This window comes from Halomonas zincidurans B6 (assembly GCF_000731955.1).
Taxonomy (GTDB): Bacteria; Pseudomonadota; Gammaproteobacteria; order Pseudomonadales; family Halomonadaceae; genus Modicisalibacter; species Modicisalibacter zincidurans.
In genome coordinates, this window is the sequence record NZ_JNCK01000001.1 from 2026337 (window position 1) to 2046652 (window position 20316).

At 66.8% G+C, this 20316-nt stretch carries 20 protein-coding genes; 15 read left to right on the forward strand and 5 right to left on the reverse strand.

Annotated elements, in window-relative coordinates:
- The first annotated feature begins 22 nt into the window (after window positions 1-22).
- The 4 genes from hisS (at window position 23) to der (ending at window position 4764) form a co-directional block, all read left to right on the forward strand.
- On the forward strand, window positions 23-1303 hold the full coding sequence (hisS, locus tag HALZIN_RS0109535; protein ID WP_031383988.1) for a histidine--tRNA ligase: 1281 nt from the start codon (window positions 23-25) through the stop codon (window positions 1301-1303).
- Between the two features lie 80 nt (window positions 1304-1383).
- Window positions 1384-2043, forward strand: a complete 660-nt coding sequence (locus HALZIN_RS0109540; protein ID WP_031383989.1) for a YfgM family protein — start codon at window positions 1384-1386, stop codon at window positions 2041-2043.
- Entirely contained in the window at window positions 2040-3200 is a 1161-nt protein-coding gene (gene bamB / locus HALZIN_RS0109545) for an outer membrane protein assembly factor BamB (RefSeq protein WP_031383990.1), read from the forward strand. Before HALZIN_RS0109540 ends, bamB begins: the two co-directional genes overlap by 4 nt.
- 148 nt (window positions 3201-3348) lie before the next feature.
- Window positions 3349-4764, forward strand: coding sequence for a ribosome biogenesis GTPase Der (gene der / locus HALZIN_RS0109550; RefSeq protein WP_031383991.1), 1416 nt, complete (start codon window positions 3349-3351; stop codon window positions 4762-4764).
- A gap of 21 nt (window positions 4765-4785) precedes the next feature.
- On the opposite strand, the gene HALZIN_RS0109555 is transcribed toward der, so the two are convergent.
- Together HALZIN_RS0109555 and ltrA are read right to left on the reverse strand one after the other, a co-directional pair.
- Window positions 4786-5646: an ATP-binding protein gene (locus HALZIN_RS0109555; RefSeq protein ID WP_031383992.1), complete on the reverse strand. Its 861-nt coding sequence runs from the start codon at window positions 5644-5646 to the stop codon at window positions 4786-4788.
- Between the two features lie 174 nt (window positions 5647-5820).
- Window positions 5821-7005, reverse strand: a complete 1185-nt coding sequence (gene ltrA, locus HALZIN_RS0109560; RefSeq protein ID WP_084173467.1) for a group II intron reverse transcriptase/maturase — start codon at window positions 7003-7005, stop codon at window positions 5821-5823.
- Between the two features lie 17 nt (window positions 7006-7022).
- Between ltrA and HALZIN_RS0109565 the strand changes: the two genes are divergently transcribed.
- The 4 genes from HALZIN_RS0109565 (at window position 7023) to modC (ending at window position 10189) form a co-directional block, all read left to right on the forward strand.
- Complete coding sequence (locus HALZIN_RS0109565) at window positions 7023-7400, forward strand: winged helix-turn-helix domain-containing protein (protein WP_031383994.1); 378 nt, start codon at window positions 7023-7025, stop codon at window positions 7398-7400.
- Window positions 7401-7501: 101 nt separating this feature from the next.
- The gene (modA, locus tag HALZIN_RS0109570; RefSeq protein WP_084173469.1) at window positions 7502-8341 is read left to right on the forward strand and encodes a molybdate ABC transporter substrate-binding protein; all 840 of its coding nucleotides are present in this window, start codon (window positions 7502-7504) and stop codon (window positions 8339-8341) included.
- Window positions 8342-8348: 7 nt separating this feature from the next.
- The gene (gene modB / locus HALZIN_RS0109575; protein ID WP_031383996.1) at window positions 8349-9050 is read left to right on the forward strand and encodes a molybdate ABC transporter permease subunit; all 702 of its coding nucleotides are present in this window, start codon (window positions 8349-8351) and stop codon (window positions 9048-9050) included.
- A complete protein-coding gene (modC, locus tag HALZIN_RS0109580; protein WP_031383997.1) occupies window positions 9047-10189 on the forward strand; it encodes a molybdenum ABC transporter ATP-binding protein in 1143 nt (380 codons plus the stop codon). Before modB ends, modC begins: the two co-directional genes overlap by 4 nt.
- Window positions 10190-10288: 99 nt before the next feature.
- On the opposite strand, the gene HALZIN_RS0109585 is transcribed toward modC, so the two are convergent.
- Window positions 10289-10660 carry a phasin family protein gene (locus HALZIN_RS0109585; RefSeq protein WP_031383998.1) on the reverse strand — a complete coding sequence of 124 codons (372 nt, stop codon included), beginning with the start codon at window positions 10658-10660 and terminating at the stop codon, window positions 10289-10291.
- A gap of 416 nt (window positions 10661-11076) precedes the next feature.
- On the opposite strand from HALZIN_RS0109585, the gene HALZIN_RS0109590 reads away from it, so the two are divergent.
- From HALZIN_RS0109590 to HALZIN_RS0109605, 4 genes are read left to right on the forward strand one after another with little or no spacing between them, the layout of a single operon-like run.
- Window positions 11077-11892, forward strand: coding sequence for an ABC transporter ATP-binding protein (locus tag HALZIN_RS0109590; RefSeq protein ID WP_031383999.1), 816 nt, complete (start codon window positions 11077-11079; stop codon window positions 11890-11892).
- On the forward strand, window positions 11889-12596 hold the full coding sequence (locus HALZIN_RS0109595; protein WP_031384000.1) for an ABC transporter ATP-binding protein: 708 nt from the start codon (window positions 11889-11891) through the stop codon (window positions 12594-12596). Before HALZIN_RS0109590 ends, HALZIN_RS0109595 begins: the two co-directional genes overlap by 4 nt.
- Before the next feature lie 3 nt (window positions 12597-12599).
- Window positions 12600-13469, forward strand: coding sequence for a branched-chain amino acid ABC transporter permease (locus tag HALZIN_RS0109600; RefSeq protein ID WP_031384001.1), 870 nt, complete (start codon window positions 12600-12602; stop codon window positions 13467-13469).
- Window positions 13469-14413 (forward strand): branched-chain amino acid ABC transporter permease, encoded by a 945-nt coding sequence (locus tag HALZIN_RS0109605; protein WP_031384002.1) that lies wholly within the window; start codon window positions 13469-13471, stop codon window positions 14411-14413. The genes HALZIN_RS0109600 and HALZIN_RS0109605 overlap by 1 nt, the downstream gene beginning before the upstream one ends.
- Window positions 14414-14521: 108 nt before the next feature.
- Here the strand turns inward: HALZIN_RS0109605 and HALZIN_RS0109610 are convergent, their stop codons facing one another.
- Entirely contained in the window at window positions 14522-15736 is a 1215-nt protein-coding gene (locus tag HALZIN_RS0109610) for an ABC transporter substrate-binding protein (RefSeq protein WP_031384003.1), read from the reverse strand.
- A 239-nt stretch (window positions 15737-15975) separates the two neighbouring features.
- Between HALZIN_RS0109610 and HALZIN_RS0109615 the strand changes: the two genes are divergently transcribed.
- From HALZIN_RS0109615 to HALZIN_RS0109625, 3 genes are read left to right on the forward strand one after another with little or no spacing between them, the layout of a single operon-like run.
- Window positions 15976-16194: a DUF1656 domain-containing protein gene (locus HALZIN_RS0109615; protein ID WP_031384004.1), complete on the forward strand. Its 219-nt coding sequence runs from the start codon at window positions 15976-15978 to the stop codon at window positions 16192-16194.
- Between the two features lie 3 nt (window positions 16195-16197).
- Entirely contained in the window at window positions 16198-17064 is an 867-nt protein-coding gene (locus HALZIN_RS0109620; protein ID WP_031384005.1) for an efflux RND transporter periplasmic adaptor subunit, read from the forward strand.
- Between the two features lie 10 nt (window positions 17065-17074).
- Window positions 17075-19102: an FUSC family protein gene (locus tag HALZIN_RS0109625; RefSeq protein WP_031384006.1), complete on the forward strand. Its 2028-nt coding sequence runs from the start codon at window positions 17075-17077 to the stop codon at window positions 19100-19102.
- Between the two features lie 224 nt (window positions 19103-19326).
- Here the strand turns inward: HALZIN_RS0109625 and HALZIN_RS0109630 are convergent, their stop codons facing one another.
- A complete protein-coding gene (locus HALZIN_RS0109630; RefSeq protein WP_031384007.1) occupies window positions 19327-20037 on the reverse strand; it encodes a glutathione S-transferase N-terminal domain-containing protein in 711 nt (236 codons plus the stop codon).
- Window positions 20038-20316 lie beyond the last annotated feature (279 nt).

The following is a 20316-nucleotide window of genomic DNA, read 5'->3' on the forward strand; positions in this document are numbered from 1 at the left end:
CGGTTGTCAGGAGCAAACCCCGTTGAGCAAGAAGATCCAGGCCATCCGTGGCATGAACGACCTGTTGCCCGAACAATCGCCGCTGTGGCAATACTTCGAGGGCCAGGTCAGGACGCTGATGCAGCGCTACGGCTATCGCGAGATACGCACCCCGATCGTCGAGCAGACCGCGCTGTTCGCGCGCTCGATCGGCGAGGTGACCGATATCGTCGAGAAGGAGATGTACACCTTCGACGATCGTAACGGTGACAGCCTGACGCTGCGCCCCGAAGGCACCGCCGCCTGCGTGCGCGCCGCCATGGAGCACGGGTTGCTCTACAACCAGACCCAGCGGCTGTGGTACCAGGGAGCGATGTTCCGCCACGAGCGCCCGCAGAAGGGTCGCTACCGCCAGTTCCATCAGGTCGGCATCGAAGCCTACGGCATGGACGGCCCGGACATCGATCTGGAGGTGATCCTGCTCTCGGCGCGGCTGTGGAAGCAGCTCGGCCTGTACGAGCACGTCACCCTCGAGCTCAACTCGCTGGGCTCGCCCGAGGCGCGTGGGGCCTACCGCGAACGGCTGGTCGATTACTTCGAGCAGCACCAGGAGCTGCTCGACGACGACGCCAGGCGCCGCCTGTCGAGCAATCCGCTGCGTATCCTCGACTCCAAGAATCCCGACATGGCCGGGATGCTCGCCGACGCGCCGCAACTGCTCGACCATCTCGACGCCGAATCCCGGGCGCACTTCGAGACGCTCACCGCGCGCCTCGATGCCGCGGGCATCGGCTATCGCATCAACCCGCGCCTGGTTCGCGGTCTGGACTATTACAGCCGCACCGTGTTCGAGTGGACCACCGAGGCGCTGGGCAGCCAGGGCACGGTATGTGCCGGTGGCCGCTACGATGGCTTAGTCGAGCAGCTGGGCGGCAAGCCGACCCCGGCGGTGGGTTTCGCGATGGGCGTCGAGCGGCTGATTCTGCTGCTCGAGACCCTCGAGCTGGTTCCCGCCGAGAGCCGCCGCGGCCCCGATGCCTACCTGCTGGCCATCGGCGCGCGTGCCGAACACGCCGCGCAGCTGCTCGGCGAGCGGCTGCGCGACGCGCTGCCGAGCCTGACCCTGCAGGTCCACTGCGGCGGCGGCGGCTTCAAGAACCAGATCAAGAAGGCCGACAAGAGCGGCGCGCGGCTGGCGCTGATTCTCGGCGATGACGAAATCGATCAGGGGCTGCTGGGCATCAAGTTCCTGCGCGAGCAGCGCGACCAGGAAACCCTGGACCAGCAGGCCGCCCTCGACCGGCTCGCCGCGCTGCTCGCCTGACGCCCGGTTGGGATGGCGATTTTCGGCTGTAAGGACCCGGATGCCCAGTGGCGCCGAATGCACAGTAAAGGAGACCGCCCGTGGCGGAGCTTAGAAGTGAAGAAGAACAGCTTGACGCGATCAAGCGCTGGTGGAAGAGCAATGGCACGTCGCTGATCATCGGCGTGGTCGTCGCCGCGGCCGGCGTGTTCGCCTGGAAGGCCTGGCAGAACTACCAGGATTCGCAGGCCGAGGCGGCCTCGGCGCAGTATCAGCAGTTGCTTGCGCTGGCCGGCCAGCAGGACCTGGGGGACGAGGCGCTAAGCCGTGCCGAAGGACTGATCGACACCCTGGTCAATGACTACGGCGACACCCGCTATGCCGAGCTGGCCACGTTGATCCAGGCCCGTCTGGAGATCGTCGATGGCGACCTGGCCGGCGCCAGCCAGGCCTTGCAGCGGGTCATCGACGGCGACGCCGACGACTACCTCAAGGGACTGGCGCGGCTGCGTCTGGCACGCATCCAGCTCGCCGACGGCCAGCCCGAGACGGCGCTCGCCACCCTCGAGGCCGGCATTCCCGCGAGCCTGGCCGCGCCGCGTGCGATCGCCCGCGGCGACGCGCTGGTCGCGCTGGCGCGTAACGACGAGGCCCGCAAGGCCTACCAGCAGGCACTCACGCTGTCCCGCGAGTCCGAGCAACCGGTCTACGGCGTGCAGCTCAAGCTCGACAATCTCGGTGCGGAGGACGCCACCCTATGAAACTCGTTCAACTGCTCGCCCCGACCCTGGCCCTGGCGGCGCTGCTGGCGGGCTGCGCCGGTAACGTCGAGCCGCAGTATCCGCCCAAGCCGCTGACCGATATCGACCGCCAGGTCGAACTGACCCGCGAATGGAGCCAGGACGTCGGCGATGGCCTGGGCGTGGCCCGCTATCCGATCACTCCAGCGCTGGACGACGACCGGCTGTTTGCCGCCGACCAGTCGGGCCTGCTGCGCGCCATCGACACCGCAAGCGGCAAGACGCTATGGCAGATCGAGCTCGACACGCCGGTCTCCAGCGGCCTCACCGCGGTGGCCGGGCAGATCTACCTGGGTACTCGCAACGGTGAAGTGCTGGCGCTGAATCAGGACGACGGCTCGATCGTCTGGCGTTCACGGGTGTCCAGCGAGGTGCTTGCCGCGCCGCAGCCCAACAGCGAGCTGCTGGTGGTACAGAGCGTCGATGGCGCGGTGACCGCGCTCGATCGTGCCAGCGGCGAGGAGCGCTGGACCTACACCAGCAACGAGCCGGCGCTGACCCTGCGCGGCACGGGCACGCCGCGGGTCATCAACCAGGTCAGCTTCGCCGGTTTTGCCAACGGCCGACTGGTGACGCTCGACAACCGCAGCGGCCAGCCGCTGTGGGACATGCGTGTCGCCGTTCCCTCCGGACGCACCGAAGTCGACCGGCTGGTCGATCTCGACGGCCAGCCGCTGCTGACCCGCGACGGACGACTCTATGTGACCAGCTACAACGGCCGCCTGCTGGCGCTCGAGGCGACCAGCGGCGAGATCCTCTGGGAGCGCGAGGCCTCGAGCTATCTGACGCCGTTGCTGGTCGGCGACGTGCTGTTCACGGTCAACGAGGACAGCCACGTGCTGGCGCTGGATGCCGCTTCCGGCCGCGTGATGTGGGAATCCGACGCCCTCGAGGGACGCAGCCTGACCGCGCCGGCCTTCGTCGACGGGCGCATCGCGGTGGGCGACTTTGCGGGTTACGTCCACCTGCTCGACGCCGAGAGCGGCGAACTGGTGGGGCGCAGCGAGCTCGGCACGGCGATCAGCCTGTCCCCGCTCGCCGACGGCCAGCGCCTTTACGTGATGGACGACAGCGGCGAACTTGCCGCCTATCGCCTGAACGAGCGCGCCAGCGACTGAGTCGGCGGCCGGCGGGCCCCCTGGCCCGCCGGTTTCCTTCGGTCTAGCCCGCCTCGCAATGAGTGGGCGTGCGGGCGTCGGCGATGATAGAATCGCGCCCCAGGCATTCGCCTCCCCATTCTGACCCATTTCTGAGCTTCGCCACCCCATGAATCCCGTGATCGCCCTGGTCGGTCGGCCCAACGTCGGCAAATCGACCCTTTTCAATCGTCTGACCCGCTCACGTGATGCGCTGGTGGCGGACTTTCCCGGCCTGACCCGCGACCGCAAGTACGGCAACGGCCAGCTCGGCGGCAAGGAATACACCGTCATCGACACCGGCGGCATCAGCGGCGGCATCAGCGGCGACGAACAGGGCATCGACGCCGCCATGGCCGAGCAGTCGCTGCTGGCCATCGACGAGGCCGACATCGTGCTGTTCCTGGTCGATGCGCGCAGCGGGCTGATCCCGGCCGACGAGGCGATCGCCAACCACCTGCGGGTCAACCAGAAGAAGACCTGGCTGGTGGTCAACAAGACCGACGGCCTCGAGGAGCACTCGGCGATGGCCGAGTTCTGGACGCTGGGCCTCGGCGACCCTCACCCGATCGCGGCGAGTCACGGGCGCAACGTAACCACGCTGATCGACGAGGTGCTGGCGCCCTTTCCCGAGCGCGAGGAGAACGCGCCGCCCCCCGACGCCGAGCGCGGCATCCGCATCGGCGTGATCGGCCGGCCCAACGTCGGCAAATCGACGCTGGTCAACCGGTTGCTCGGCGAGGAGCGCGTGGTGGTGTTCGACGAGGCCGGCACCACCCGCGATGCCATCGAGATCCCCTTCGAGCGTCGTGGACGGCGCTACGTGCTGATCGACACCGCCGGGGTGCGGCGGCGCAAGAACGTCAGCCTGACCGCCGAGAAGTTCTCGATCATCAAGACCCTGGACGCGATCAAGGAATGCCACGTCGCGGTGATGGTGCTCGACGCCCGCAGCGGTCTGGTCGAACAGGACCTGCACCTGCTCGACTACGTGCTCAACTCGGGGCGCGCGCTGGTGCTGGCGGTCAACAAGTGGGACGGCCTGGAAAGCGAACAGCGCGACAAGATGCGCAGCGAGATCAAGCGCCGGCTGGGCTTCGCCGACTACGCCGACCTGCACTTCATCTCGGCGCTGCACGGCACCGCGGTGGGCGATCTCTACCCGTCGATCGAGCGCGCCTTCAAGGCCGCCACCGCCCACTGGTCGACCAACCGCCTGACCACCCTGCTGCAGGACGCGGTCAGCGAGCACCAGCCGCCGCTGGTCCACGGCCGGCGCATCAAGCTGCGCATGGCCCACCAGGGCGGCAGCAACCCGCCGATCATCGTCGTCCACGGCAACCAGACCCAGGCGCTGCCGGAAGCCTACAAGCGCTACCTGACCAACACCTTCCGCAAGGTGCTCAAGGTGCGCGGCACGCCGATCCGCTTCGAATTCCGCTCCGGCAACAACCCCTACGACCCCGACGCCGGCGCCAGCGACCGCGAGAAGGCCAAGAAGCGCGAACTCGGACGCAGCCGCGAAGCGCGCAAGAACCGCCGCTGAGCGGCGATCCCCGCGCCGGGCTCAGCGCTCCGGCGCGCTGCCTACCCAGTAACAGGCGAACTGCCAGGCGGCGCGCCCGCTGCGCACTCCGCGCAGCGTGGCGTAGCGGATCGCCTCGCCCCGCGCGGCCTCGTTCCAGCATCCCTCATCGGCGAGCTGCGCCACCCAATGGCGACAGGCCTCTAGGTAACTGTCCTGGTTGAACGGATGGAACGCCAGCCACAGGCCGAAGCGATCCGACAGCGAGATCTTCTCCTCGACGGCGTCGCCGTGATGCAGCTCGCCGTCGACCAGCCGCGAGGCGTCGTTGTCGCCGATCGCCTCGGGCAGCAGATGGCGGCGGTTGGACGTGGCATACAGCAGCACGTTCTCCGGCGGCCCGGTGAGGGTGCCGTCGAGCACGCTCTTGAGCGCCTTGTAGGCGTCGTCGTGGCCCTCGAACGACAGATCGTCGCAGTACACCACGAAGCGATGGCGGGTATCGCGCAGCCGCTGGACCATCGCCGGCAGGCCGACCAGATCGTGGCGATCGACCTGGATCAGCCGCAACCCTTCGCCGGCCAGACTGTTGAGCAGCGCGCGTACCATCGACGACTTGCCGCTGCCCCGCGCGCCCCACAGCAGCGCGTGGTTGGCCGGCCGGCCGTGCAGGAACGCCCGGGTATTGGCGAGCAGCGCCTGCTTCTGGCGTTCGACGCCGATCAGGTCGTCGAGCCTGACGTCGTCGCGGGTGGCGACCGGAATCAGCTGGCCGCCCAGCGCGTTGCGCTGCCATAGCGCGGCGATATCGCGCTCCCAATCGACCGCCGGGGCCGGCGGCGGCAGGGCCTCCTCGAGCCGGTCGAGCAAGCGATGCAGGCGCTGTGCGAGCTCGGCATCCATTCAGGCTATCTCCTCTGTGAACGTTAATTGTGAATAATTCACCTAAGGGTACGGGCCTTGATGACCCACCGAGACAGGCGCTTGAGGTTTCGATAGGGGTCGGGAAGGCTTTGCCTCCCCGCCCTCCGAACCGTGCGTGCGGTTCTCCCGCACACGGCTCTCCAGTCGATGGTTTCAACATCGTGATTGGCTCGCTTGCTGCCAGGCTTCGGCTAGGGTGAAAAGCCCGGCAGCGGCGAAGAACCTATTGGGCCAACGTCGCGTGTCTGTTCCGGTGTTGCCACGCCCAGGGCGTTTCTCCTGCTTGCGCAGGATGGCGCGAAGCCGTCGGCGGATGAAGCCATCCAACGGCCGGAACGTTGTCCGATAGGCGTGTCGGAAGTAGCCGAACCAGCCTCTTAGCAGAGGATTGAGTGAGGCGATGATCTGCCGCAGACTCTTGCCTTCCGTCCGCCGCGTCTTGCTTCTCACCTTGTCCTTGAAGGCTCTGAGACTCTTCCTACGTACCCAGCGCTTTCCCGCCTCGAAGCGGTAGCCCAGGAAGTCGAAGCCCTCGCCGCGTTGTCGACAGTCACCGATATGGGGCTTGTCGGGGTGCAGGGTCAGGCCATTCGTCATCACCCAGTCCTGCACGTGGGCCAGGGCCTGCCGGGCCTCCTGCTCGCTGTAACAGAGGATGACAAAGTCGTCGGCATACCGCACCATGCGATAGCCGCGCTGGGTCATCTCCTGGTCCAGCGGGTGCAGGTAGAGATTCGCCAGCAAGGGGCTGATGATCGCTCCTTGCGGCGCTCCCGCGGTGGGGCTCCAGCAGTTCATCTCGCTAACGATGTCCTGCGTCAGCCAGGCACGCAGCAGTGACAACAACCGACCATCGCTGAGCCGTTCCTCAACACGGCTCATGAGGCGGTCATGCGGGATGCTGTCGAAGTAACCCTGCAGGTCGGCGTCGACCCCCCAGGTCATGCCGGCCTTGAGGCCATCATCGACGGCCCGCAAGGCGTCCTTGCAGCCTCTTCCTGGTCGGAAGCCATAGCTCATCGGCAGGAACTCGTGCTCGAGAATCGGTTCGATGACACGCTTGAGCGCCGCCTGAACGATGCGGTCCTTGACGGTAGGGATACCCAACGGGCGTGTCTTGCCGCCGCCCTTGGGGATCTCGATCCGCCGCACCGCCTGTGGGCGGTACCGCCCCGCCGCCAGGTCGGCCTGGAGCTCCTCAAGGTGGCGTCCGGACTGCGCGGCGAAGCGTGACACGCTTTGCCGATCGACCCCCGCTGTAGACGCACCGGAAATCGCTGAATGGCGGGGCGCTCGACCTGTAGCGGACGCGAGGTGCATGGTACAACGTATTTTCATTCGCTAGCGGAACGCCCATGACACGTACCCGACACGATCGTCCCGGCCTGCAGATACGCCTGGTCGCCGACCGGGACGTGGTGCTGGGCCCCGGCAAGGCGGCGCTGCTCGAGGCGATCGACGCCAGCGGCTCGATCGCCGCCGCGAGCCGGACCCTGGGCCTGAGCTACAAGAAGGCCTGGCAACTGATCGATACCATGAATCGCCATCTGCCCGGGCCGGTCGTGACGACCGCCAGCGGCGGCAACCAGCGGGGCGGCGCCGGACTGACCCCGCTGGGTCGCGAGGTGGTCGAGCGCTATCGCGCGCTGCAACGCACGCTCGATGCCGCCCACTGCGAGGAAGCCAGGTCCTTGCTGGCGCTCGTCGACCGGCGCCAGGCCACGCCGCACTGAGCGTCATTCCATGCGGGCTTGGCTCCACGTGGGCTTGGCAAGTCGCGCTGCGCATTCTACAGTGAACCCGCTATATCCATTTATACATAACGGAATTCACCATGGCCACCCTGCCGGCAAGAGTCACCCACCCGCGTTGCCGCCCTTCACTGCCGGGCATCGCCGGGCCGTGGCTGCTCATCGCCGTGCTCATGGCGGCACTCGGCCTGGCCCCGACGGCACGCGCCGAAACCAGCGTGTACATCTACGCCGCGGCATCACTCGGCGACGCGCTGGACGCGGCCATCGCCCGCTACGAGGCCCGCCGCGGGGTGGACATCGTGCCGGTCTACGCCGCCTCCTCGACCGCCGCACGCCAGATCGCCAACGGCGCCCCCGCCGAGCTGTACTTCTCCGCCAACGAGCGCTGGATGGATTGGCTCGGCGGACAGGGCATCGCGCTGACCGAGCGCAGCGACCTGTTGCACAATCAGCTGGTGCTGATCGCTCCGCGCGACGGCGACACTCGGCCCATCACCCTGGGCGCCGGGAACGCGCTGGCGGCGCGGCTCGGCGATGGACGCCGCCTGGCGGTGGGCGATCCCGCCCACGTCCCGGCCGGCATCTACGCCAAGCAGGCCCTGCAGTCGCTGGGCGAATGGCAGGCGCTGAAGCCGCGCCTGGCGCGGGCCGACAACGTGCGCGCCGCGCTGGCGCTGGTCGAGCGCGGCGAGGCGCCGCTGGGCATCGTCTATCAGACCGACGCCCGCGCCAGCGACCGGGTCCGCGCACTCGCCACCTTCCCCGCCGACAGCCATACGCCGATAACCTACCCGCTGGCGCTGGTCGGCGAGTCGCCCAGCGACGCGGCCCGGAATTTCCGCGACTGGCTGGCCAGCGAACAGGCGTTGGCGATCTTCAAGGACTTCGGCTTCGCCACGATCAAGCCGGGCGAGCGCTGATTCCGTCATGCCGCCACTTTCGGAAGTCGAGCGCGAGGCCATCGCCATCAGCCTCAAGGTCGCCGGCAGTGCGGTGGGCTGGATACTGCTGCCGGGCATCGCTCTGGCCTGGCTGCTGGCGCGTCGCGATTTTCGCGGCAAGGCGCTGCTCGACGGCATGCTGCATCTGCCGCTGGTGCTGCCGCCGGTGGTGGTCGGCTATCTGTTGCTGCTCTCGCTCGGCCGTCAGGGCTGGCTGGGCCAGTGGCTGGATCGACTGTTCGGGATCAGCCTGCCGTTCACCTGGCAGGGCGCGGCGATCGCCGGCGGGATCATGGCGTTTCCGCTGCTGGTGCGCGCGGTGCGGCTCTCGCTGGAGGCCGTCGATCCCAAGCTCGAGGCCGCCGCCAGCACCCTGGGCGCCAACCGCTGGCGGGTGCTGGCGACCATCACCCTGCCGCTGGCGCTGCCCGGGGTGATTACCGGCACCCTGCTGGCCTTCGCCCGGGCGCTGTCGGAATTCGGCGCCACCATGACCTTCGCCGCCAACATCCCCGGCGAGACGCGCACCCTGCCGCTGGCGCTGTACAGCCTGATCCAGACCCCCGGCCAGGAGGCCGCCGCCGCTCGGCTGAGCGTGCTGTCGATCGCCATCGCCATGCTCGCACTGCTGGCCTCGGAGTGGCTGGCCCGGCGCGCCCGGCGACGCATCAGCGAGCGCGACGGATGAGCCGCCTGCACGACGCCGGCTCGGGGGGGCTGGCGCTCGACGTGACCCAGCGCCTCGGCAACTTCGAACTGGCGGCCGAGCTGGCGCTGCCGGCCAGCGGCGTGACCGCGCTGTTCGGCGCTTCGGGCAGCGGCAAGACCAGTCTGCTGCGGCTGATCGCCGGTCTCGACAGCCCCGACAGCGGGCGTATCCGACTCGCCGGCGAGACGCTGGTCGATACCCGGCGCGGCGTGTTCGTGGCCGCGCATCGCCGCCGCCTGGGGGTGGTCTTTCAGGAAGCCCGGCTGTTCCCGCATTACCGGGTACGCGGCAACCTGAGCTACGGCATGCCGCGCGCCAATCGCCTGCCGGGTGGCGCTGCGAGCGCCAATTTCGAGACCGTCGTCGCGCTACTGGGCATCGGGGCGCTGCTGGATCGCCTGCCCGGCACCCTCTCGGGCGGCGAGGCACGCCGGGTGGCGATCGGCCGGGCGCTGCTGAGTCAGCCACGCATGCTGCTGCTGGACGAGCCGCTGAGCGGGCTCGACGCGCCGCGCAAGCGTGAGCTGTTGCGTTACATCGGCGAGTTGGCGAGGCGCGTCGACATTCCCATCCTGTTCGTCAGCCATGTCCCCGAGGAACTCACCGCGATCGCCGATCACCTGGTGGTGCTCGAACACGGCCGGGTGCGCGCGCAGGGCCGCCTCGAGGAGCTGTTGCTGCGCTTCGACCTGACCGAGCAGTTGGGCGGCTTCGATGCCGCCTCGCTGCTCGAGGCGCACCTGGCCGACCATGATGAGCGCTATGCGCTGAGCACGCTGCGCCTCGCCGACGGCCAGACGCTGACCGTGCCCCGGGTCGATGCGCCATTGGGCGTCCGGCTGCGCCTGCGCGTGCCGATCCGCGATGTCGCGCTGGCCCTGACGCCCCTCGCGCACACCAGCTTCCGCAATCAGCTCGCGGCCAGCGTCGAGCGCATCGACCGACCGGACAGCGAGCGGGCCGGCGAACAGAGCGCCGTCGAGGTAGGCCTGCGCCTCGGCGAGCAACCGCTACGCGCGCGCCTGACGCGCAAGTCCCTCGACGAACTGGGGCTCGAGGAAGGCATGCCGGTGGTCGCGCTGGTGCGCAGCGTGGCCTTCGCCGAACGGCTGACATGAATCCGCGTCGCGCAGACATGCAAGAACGGCCGCCGGAATGTCCGGCGGCCGTCGATACGACGTCCGGCGCAAGCGTCGGCGTCAAGCTATTCGAGGCGCTTACTTGGTCTTGCTGGCGGCGGTCTTGCTGGCCGTCTGAATGTTGTCCTCGACCAGCTTCTGGCTCTTCTGAGCGAAGTCCTGGTTCAGGGCAACGACCTTCTCGGCGTCGTCCTTGAAACGCTCGCCCAGATCCTTGGCCGTCTTCTGCTGCTGCTGGACGTAATTGCGCAGGCCTTCGGCATCGCGTACGTCGAGCATCGAGCGGGCCTGACCCAGGTAGGTGTCGGTGCAGGCCTTGGCGAAATCGAGCTGGGTGTTGAGCACCTTCTCGGTGTAATCCACGGTCATTGCCGCGTAGGCGCGCGCCGGGCCGAGGAACATCGATTCCAACTGCTGGGTTGCCTGGTCGAAATTGTTGCTGGTCGCCATGATTCACCTCCGTGAGTGATGGTTGGCTAAACTCGGAGGGTTGCTCTGAAGCACCTTTGCTCAAAGGGCTTCGACCTCCGCTGCAATGCAGCATAGCAAAGTCATTGCTGCATTGCAACATCCCCTTCCATGATGACATCGGGTATCGAGTATAATCCGCGCGGCGATGCGCTCGAACGCGGGTACCAGGCATTGGCACCCTGCCACTGGCCGCCGATGCAGCGTTTAATCAACGCGGCAGCAAGCGCTTGTCGCTCCTACGCGTCGCGCTGTAAGGTCTGGCGACGACTCTCGTCGCACCAGTCACACCGTGAAGAGCGTTGCCGGCCAAGGTTGGGCGGAGCCCCGGCATATCCGCCTTGGCCGCAAGCACACGAGTGCAACACCACAACAAGACGCTTACGAGGAATTCTTCCTTGATTCGAATCGACAACGTCTCCAAGGCGTTCGGCGGCCTGCAGGCGGTACGGGGCGTTTCCTTCGAGGTGACGCAAGGCAGCATCACCGGGCTGATCGGCCCCAACGGGGCCGGCAAGAGCACGCTGTTCAATATCGTCGCCGGCCTCTTTTCGCCTTCCAGCGGCCGCGTGCTGCTCGATGGCCAGGACATCACCGGGCTGCCGCCGCATACGCTGTTTCACCGCGGCCTGGTGCGCACCTTCCAGATTCCGCATGAATTCTCGCGCATGACGGTGCGCGAGAACCTGATGGTGGTTCCGCCCGACCAGAGCGGCGAGAACCTGTTCAACACCTGGCTGCGCTGGGGCAAGGTCAAGCGGCAGGACAGCGAGGTGCTGGACCGCGTCGACGATGTGCTCAAGTTTCTCGAGATCACCCACGTCGCCGACGAGCTGGCCGGCAACTTGTCGGGCGGTCAGAAGAAGCTGCTCGATCTGGGCCGCACGATGATGACCGACGCCAAGGTGGTCTTGCTCGACGAGCCCGGCGCCGGCGTCAATCGCACCCTGCTCGGCAAGATTCGCGAGGCGATCCTGCGGCTCAACCGCGAGCGCGGCTACACCTTCTGCGTCATCGAACACGACATGGACCTGATCTCGGCGCTGTGCGAGCCGGTTCACGTGATGGCCAACGGCGCGCTGATCGCCTCCGGCTCGATGGAGGCGCTGCGCCGGAACGAGGAGGTCCGCGAGGCCTATCTGGGCGGTGGCGCCAGCGGCCGGATGGGCGAAGCGACCGGCAAGCCCGCAACCGATCAAGGAGCGCCCTCATGAGCAGCCTGCTCGAAGCCAAGGGTCTCTACGGCGGCTATGGCGGTGCCGACATCCTCAAGGGCACCGACCTGCGCGTGGAGAGCGACGAGATCGTGGTCATCGTCGGCCCCAACGGCGCCGGCAAGTCCACCGCCATGAAGGCGGTGTTCGGCCTGTTGCGGATTCGCCAAGGCCAGATCCTCTACCATGGCGAGGCGATCACCAACTCAAAGCCCGAACAGATGGTTCGCCGTGGCATCGCTTATGTGCCCCAGGAGAAGAACGTCTTCCCGTCGATGACGGTGCGCGAGAACCTCGAGATGGGCGCCTACCTGATGAAAGGCGACCTGTCCAAGCGCCTCGACACGGTCTACACGCTGTTCCCCAAGCTCGCCGAGCGCCGCCGCCAGCAGGCTGGCCTGATGTCCGGCGGCGAGCGCCAGATGGTCGCCATGGGCCGCGCGCTGATGATCGATCCGCAGCTGTTGATGCTCGACGAACCCACCGCCGGCCTCTCGCCGCTGCTGATCGACGAGACCTTCGAACGCATCCGGGAGATCAACGCTCAGGGCATCGGCGTGCTGATGGTCGAACAGAACGCCAAGCAGGCACTGGCCATCGCCAGCCGCGGCTACGTGCTGGCCACCGGCAGTAACCGCCACGAAGACACCGGCCCCAACCTGTTGGCCAACCCGGAAGTCGCCGAAATGTTCCTGGGAGGCTGAACCATGTCCGATATTCTGCAACTGCTCGTCTACGGCCTGATACTGGGCAGCGTGCTGACCATGGGCGCGATCGGCGTGTCGATGATCTTCGGCATCCTGCGCTTCGCGCACTTCGCGCATGGCGACTTCATGACCCTCGGCGCCTACCTGGGGCTGTCCTTCATCTCGGCCTTCGGGTTGAGCGCATGGTGGGCGCTGCCCGCGGCGATGGTCGGCATGGCGGTGATCGCGGTATTCATCGACCAGGTACTCTATCGGCGCATTCGCCGCACCCAGCCGGTGATCCTGCTGATCGCCTCGTTCGGCATGGCGCTGATCCTGCGCAGCCTGGTGCAGCTGATCTGGGGTTCCAACAACCAGACCTACGCCTCGGGCATCCAGTTTCCCTGGCGCCTCGACTGGCTGGGCGGGCTGCGCCTCAAGCCCGATCAGCTGTGGATCATGCTGATCTCGTTGGGCCTGGTCGCCGGCGTGCATCTGTTCCTGACGCGTACCCGGCTGGGCAAGGCGATGCGCGCGATGTCCGACAACATGGACCTGGCGCTGGTCTCGGGGATTCCCGCCGAGCGTGTGATCATGGTCACCTGGGTGATCGGCGGCGCGCTGGCGGCGGCGGCCGGGGTATTCCTGGGCATCGACACGCGTCTGCACCCGGTGATGGGCTGGACCACGCTGCTGCCGGTATTCGCCGCAGCGATCCTCGGCGGCATCGGCCGGCCCTACGGTGCCATCGCCGGCGGCATGATCATCGGCGTGTCGATGGAAATGTCGACGCTGCTGATCCCCGCCGCCTACAAGCCCGCCGTGGCCTTCGCGATCATGGTCGGCATGCTCATTCTGCGTCCGCAGGGTATCTTCAAGGGGACTGTGTGATGGAATTCACCGGCATCGCCTCGTACCTGGTCTCGTTTCTGACCTTCGCCGGCGTCTACGCCGTGCTCGCGCTGGGCCTCAACATGCAGTGGGGCTTCACCGGCCAGTTCAATATCGGCATCGCCGGCTTCTTCGCGGTCGGCGCCTATACCAGCGCGATCCTCACCACGCCGTCGAGCCCCGCCTACCTGGGCGGCTTCGGCATGCCGTTTCTGGTCGGCCTGGCCGGCGCGATCGTCGCCTCGACGCTGCTCGGTCTGATCGTCGGCCTGATCACCGCGCGGCTGCGTACCGACTACCTGGCCATCGCCTCGATCGGCATCGCCGAGATGGTCCGGCTGTTCGTCAAGAACGAGGACTGGCTGACCAATGGCGTACGCGGCATCGCCGGCATCGACCGGCCGCTGGCCGGCACCGCGCTGGATAGCCCGTTCGCCTATCTGGTGATCGTGGCGCTGTTCGTCGCCGGCGTGTACTTTCTGGTCGAGCGCGCCTACGCCTCGCCCTGGGGCCGCGTGCTGCGCGCCATCCGCGAGAACGAACCGGCCACCGCGGCGGCCGGCAAGTCGATCGCCGGCTTCCGGTTGCAGGCATTCGTGCTGGGCTCGGCGATCATGGGCCTGGGCGGCGGGCTGTATGCCCACTTTTTCGGTTTCCTGAGCCCCGAGGCGTTCATGCCGCTCTACGGGACATTCCTGGTCTGGGTGATGCTGATCGCCGGCGGCAGTGGCAACAACCGCGGCGCGATTCTCGGCGCCGTGGTGGTGTGGGGCGTATGGTCGGGCACCGCGCTGCTCACCGACCTGCTGCCCACCGAGTACGCCACCCAGGCCGCGGCACTGCGCGTGCTGTTGATCGGTGTGCTGCTGCAGGTAATTCTGGTCCTGCGTCCCGAGGGGATCCTGCCCGAGAAGCCGCCCAAGCTGCTCGCCAGGAAACGCTGAGCCGCAACCGGCCTGCGCCCATCACGACAACGCCCGGCCTAGGCCGGGCGTTGTCGTTGAGGATCATCGCGACGGCCAGGCGACACTCGATCGCCTGGCGCGCGTTGCTTACATCTTGGGCTCGAAGATCCGGTTGGTGACGACCTTGCCGTCCTTGAAGGTCCACTCGCCGAAGGTGCCGGGCACGTCGCCGTTGTCGTCGAAGTTGACCGAGCCGGAGGCGCCCTGGTAATCGATCTCCTTGCCCGCCTCGAGCAGCTTGACGGCCTTCTCGAATTCGCCCGGGCCGACCTGCTCGCCCGGCGGGTTGGCGACCGCGCGCAACTGATCGCGGATCGCCACGCTGTCGGTGGTGCCGGCCGCCTGAGCCGCCAGCGAGAGCAGATAGAAGGCGTCGTAGGCGGTATCCAGGTAGGGCTTGGGCGGCAGCGAGCCGTATTCACTTTCGTAGGCACTGCTGAAGTGCTGGGCCCCCGGCGAGTCGGCGCGGGCCTGCGGCACGGTGCCCACCGAACCTTCCAGGTACTGCGCGCCCAGATTGTCGACCAGTTCGGGGGCCTTCATGCCGTCGGTGAAGACGAAGTTCCTGAAGAAACCGCCCTCCAGCGACTGGCGCAGGATGGTCTGGCCGTTCTCCGGGTAACCGACCAATACCAGCGCTTCGGCGTCGTCGTTGGCGGCCTGCTGAAGTTCGCCGCGGTAGGCCGCCTGGCCCTGCTCGTAGGCCACCGACGCGGAGACCGTGCCGCCCGCCTTCTCGAAGGCCTGGGTGAAGGCTTCGGCAAGCCCCTTGCCGTAGTCGTTGTTGATATAGATGATGCTGACGTTCTCGTAGCCCTTTTCCTGGGTCACTTCGGAGAGCGCCACGCCCTGGAAGGCATCCGACGGCACGGTGCGGAACAGGAAGTCGCCATCATTCAGCGAGGTGATCACCGGCGAGGTCGAGGCGCTGCTGATCTGCGGCACCTGTTCGGGCTTCGAGACGCTCTGGGCCACAGGGATGGTCACCCCGCTGGAAAGCGCGCCTAAAATCGCGTTGACGCCTTCGATGTTGACCAGCTTCTGGGCCGCGGCGACGCCCGGCTGCGGCGAGGTCTGGGTATCGCCGCTGCTGATTGTGACGTCCTCGCCGAGCACACCGCCGGCGGAATTGATCTCCTTGGCGGCGAGTTGCGCGGCCTTGAGCGCGGGCTCACCATAGCTTTGCAGATCGCCGGTCAGCGGCACCAGCACGCCGATCTTGAGCGGCGCGGCCAGGGCGGAAAGACTGGTGGCCAAGGCCACCGCGGAAATGGCACCGATAAGCGGTTTCTTGACGGTCATGGCAGAGACTCCTTTGCTGACCTTGATTGTTGGTTGATCGGTGGGCGTGACCCTTCATTGACATCAACCCGTGGTCCAGCATAAGCGGGTCGCTGGCAATAGACAAAGCACCGCGTAGCGCGGCAGTCAACGCTCGCCAGGCGTGGCAACGAGGGAGTCGCGCATGGCCGGGCAATTAGTTAGCATGTTAATACTTGCCGCGGATCGTCACCTCGCCGCTTAACCAGCCAAGGACGCGCATGGGACTTCAGGAAATCGCCCTCGGCGGCATCTATCTGAGCCCCTTGCTGGGCTACGCGCTAGTCGGCTTCATCAGCGCCGTCATCGTGCGCAGTTGCCTGCATCGCCTCCTGCGCCAGCATATCCTATGGTACGAGGCGTGGTTCGATGCCGCCCTGTTCATCATCTTCACGGCGCTCGCCGCCTTCCTTTTTTCCGTTCTCGGTGAGGCTAGCTAGTCGATGCGCACGTCGTTACGCATTCTCATTACCCTGCTGATCGTCGCCATCGCCATCGCCGCCGGGCTATGGCTGTGGCACTACTATCTCTACACGCCGTGGACCCGCGACGGCCGCGTGCGCGCCAACGTGATCACCGTCGCCGCAGACGTCTCCGGCTGGGTCGACACGCTGGCGGTGCAGGACAATGCCCGCGTCGAGCAAGGCGAGGTGTTGTTCACGATCAATGACGCGCGTTTCCAGGCAGCGCTCGAACGTGCCCAGGCGGTGGTCGACCAGCGCCAGGCGACTCTCGATCTCAAACGCAACGAGCAGTCCCGGCGCCAGCGCCTCAGCCGCCAGGCGATCAGCGCCGAGGATCGAGAGATCGCCCGCATCGACACGCGGGTCGCCGCGGCCAACCTGGCCCAGGCCGAGGCCGACCTGGAAAGCGCGCGCATCGACCTTCAACGCACCGTCGTCAAGGCGCCGGTGACCGGCCATATCCTCAACATGCACCTCAATGCGGGCAATTACGTCAACGCCGGTCAGGGCACGATGGCACTGGTCCAGGCGGATTCCTTCTATGTCACCGGCTATTTCGAAGAGACCAAGATGCCGTTCATCGATCTCGGCGACGCCGCCGTGGTCACGCTGATGAGCGGCGACACCCGCCTGCGCGGGCATGTCGCCGGCATCGGACGGGGCATCGCCAACACCAACACCTCGACCAATAGCGAGCTGTTGCCCCAGGTCCAGCCGACCTTCAACTGGGTGCGCCTGGCCCAGCGCATTCCGGTGCGCATCGCCCTCGACGACGTTCCCGAAGACGTCCTGTTGAGCGCCGGGATGACCGCAACGGTGCGCATCGTCGACGCCGCCGGCAAGTGAGCTCAGCCTGATGTCGGCTTTCCTCGATGCCTACCTGACGCCCTCGGCGAGCGCCGTCAAGTTCGCCATCAAGGCTACCCTGGCGATGTTCCTGGCGCTCTACCTGGCGCTGTGGCTCGATCTTGACCGTCCCTACTGGGCGCTGATCTCGGCGGCTTTCCTGCAGATCCGCCCGATGAGCGGCATGGTCGTCGAGAAGGGGCTGTGCCAGATCGGCGGCACCGCCATCGGTGCGGTGGCCGGCATCGCGATCATGGCGCTGTTCGTTCAGGCGCGGGTCCCGGCGCTCATCGCGCTGACCGCCTGGATCATGCTCTGCACCTATGGCAGTTCATTGCTGCGCAACAACTTCTCCTACGGCTGCATCATGGCCGCGGTGACCGCGATGCTGATCGTGGTGATCGCCGGCAGCAACCCGGCAAGCGTCTTCGACGTAGCCGTCGCGCGGCTTTCCGAGCTCGGCCTGGGTGCGATCTGCGCGACCCTGGTCAGCTCGCTGCTGTGGCCCTCGCGGGTCAGCGACCATCTGGCCGCCCAGGCCGATAACGTGGTCAACCAGGCATTCGTCCAGGCCGCGCAGCGCCTCGAGGCCAGCGACGACGAAGCGGCGCTGCAGGCCTCGCTGACCGGTAGCCTGGAGCCGCTGACGACGCTCGAGACCGACAGTCAGGCGGCACGCTACGAGGGCCCCGTGGGCAAGGGCCGGGTGCGCGCCACACATGTGCTGACCCGACGTACGCTCCGTTTTTTGGCCACGCTACAGGCCATGCAGCGCCTGTTGCGCGATCACGACACGCGGATCGATGACGATATTCGCCAACTCATCGCCGAGATCGCCGCGGGCTTTCGTCAGGCCGAGCAGGCCAGCGGCGTGAGCGCGGCCCGCGAAGGGCTTCAGGCCCTGCGCCACCGCGCTCACCGGCAGGACACCGCCAACCTTGCCCCGCTGCAGCGACGCATCGTGCTGGGGCTGCGCGAGGCGCTCGGTCACGCCATCGTGATGCTCGACGCCCGCGAGGCGATCACCCGCCCCCGCGACCGTCAGCTACGCAGCGGCCAGCTGTCCTGGCACCGCGACCACCTCGCCGCCGGCGTCAACGCCCTGCGCGCGGGTATCGTGTTCGCCAGCCTGGCGACGTTCTGGATACTCACCCATTGGTCCAACGGTCAGGTGGCGATGCTGCTGGGCACGCTGTTCTCGGCGTTCTTCGCCAGTCGCGACAATCCGATCGCGCTGACCCTGGCGTTCTTCAAGGGCATGCTGTTCGCCCTCCCCAGCGCCTTCCTGTTCGGTCACGTGCTGCTTTCGCAGGCCTCGGGCTTTGCGTTGCTGGCATTATTGCTCGGCACACCGTTGTTCCTCGGCCTGCTCGGCGCCGGCAACCCCAGGACCATGGGCCACTGCCTGGCGTTCACCATCTTCAATATCCTGCTGATCATGCCCGGCAATGGCATGGACTTCTCGTTCGACAGCTTCGCCAATCGCGCCATCGGCGTGATCGTCGGGCTCAGTGCAGTGGTGATGAGCTTTCGGCTGTTGCCCGGCTTGGGTGCGACGCTGCGCCAGCGGCGCCTGGTCGCTTCGATCAGCCGCGACCTGCGGCGCATCGATCGCCACTCGCGTCACGCCACCGAGACGCGCTTTGCCGGGCGCATGGCCGATCGCATCCTGTCGATGGCCCGCCACGACGACACGCTGCCGGAACAGCAACGCTACCTGCTCGCGCTGGGCCTGACCGGACTCGACATGGGCAACAGCAGCCTGCGCCTGCGTTCATGGCTGGACGACACGCCCCACCCCGCGGTGAAGCGTGCCCAGCGCCGCGTTCACCAAGCGCTGGCCGAGGCCTACGCCGACAGCGCCGTCGGACGGCCCATCGGTGACGGGCTGCCCCGGGCCGCGCAAACCCTGCAGGAAGCCGTCGCCCGCCATGACGCCTTGCCCGGGGAGCAGCGGTCGCTGTTGCAGGGTCTGCTCGAGCGTCTCGAGCTGACTCTCAGGCAGCAGGCCGAGCGCCAGACGGCGAGGGATCGCTGAGTCTCGATCGGCGTCGCGTCACCAGAGATGGAGCATTTCTAATCGAACAGGTGCTTGCGCGCCTCCGCATCCATGCTCACCCCATCCTGCCGGTTGATCTTATCGACACGCGCGCAGCCGCGCTTGACGCCATCGGCCGGATAACGATCGACGATCGTCGGAATCCGGTTGCTGGGGCGATCTCCAGAAATTCGGCGCTGAACTGCTCCCCCCGATAACCGGCTTCAGTTGGCGTAGGCGCCCTCGATATCGACGATGCGCATGGCGTTGCGTCCCAGTCCGCCATGCACATCGAGCATGCGCTCCATCCAGGCGTAGACCGGGTCGGCGTTCGACACCAGATCGGCAGTCGAGACGCAGCGCGCCCACATGAAGCTGCCGAACAGCAGGTAGTCGGCAGCGGCCGGCGCCTCGCCATCGACGAAATCCGCCTCACCGAGCCGCCCGCGCAGCGGCTCCAGCGCCTGGTCGAGCTGGCTCAGCCCGCGGCTCGGCGCATGAACCTCCTCGAGGGCACGGCCGAAAGCCTTCTCGCGGGTCTCGCGGAAATACTCGCGGTCGCGCGGATCAAGGGCGTTGTACAGATCCATGACGATGGTCTTCATCATCCCCGGAGCCAGGCTGCGTTCGGCATAGAACTTGAGAAAGCGCGCCCGAGCTTCTGCCTCGCCGCTGCCCAGCAACGGCTTGTCGGGGTAGGTGCGGTCGAGATAGCGAAAGATCTCGTAGCTGTCGGTCACGGTCTGCTCGCCGTCGACCAGCACCGGCACCTTGCCCTGCTCGGAAAAGCCGATCGCCGGCTTGTCGGTGAAGTGCCAGGGTCGGGTTTCGTAATCCAACCCCTTGTGGGCCAGCGCATACTTGACGCGCCAGCAGTAAGGAGAAAAGCGCAGATTCTCGTCGATACCGCACAGGTCATACAGTACTCGTGGCATAGCATCCTCGGCATCAGCAGCGTTGTCTGCAGACGCTACCATCATGCCCGCGATGCCGCCACTCCTTGTCCAGTCGGTCCTGATTGCTATCCATTAGTCTAATCGGCTTACCTTGCCCTGCCCTTTCGGACCCCGGCAAACTAGCAACAAAACCCTATTCTCCTTTTTTTAACAATGACATGGCAGGAAAATCCAGAGGTACCCTTATATTGGTAAGACCAATTGGCCATGATTAGCAAAAGCGTCCATTTCCGATTATCGTGCCCACACCTGCCCGGT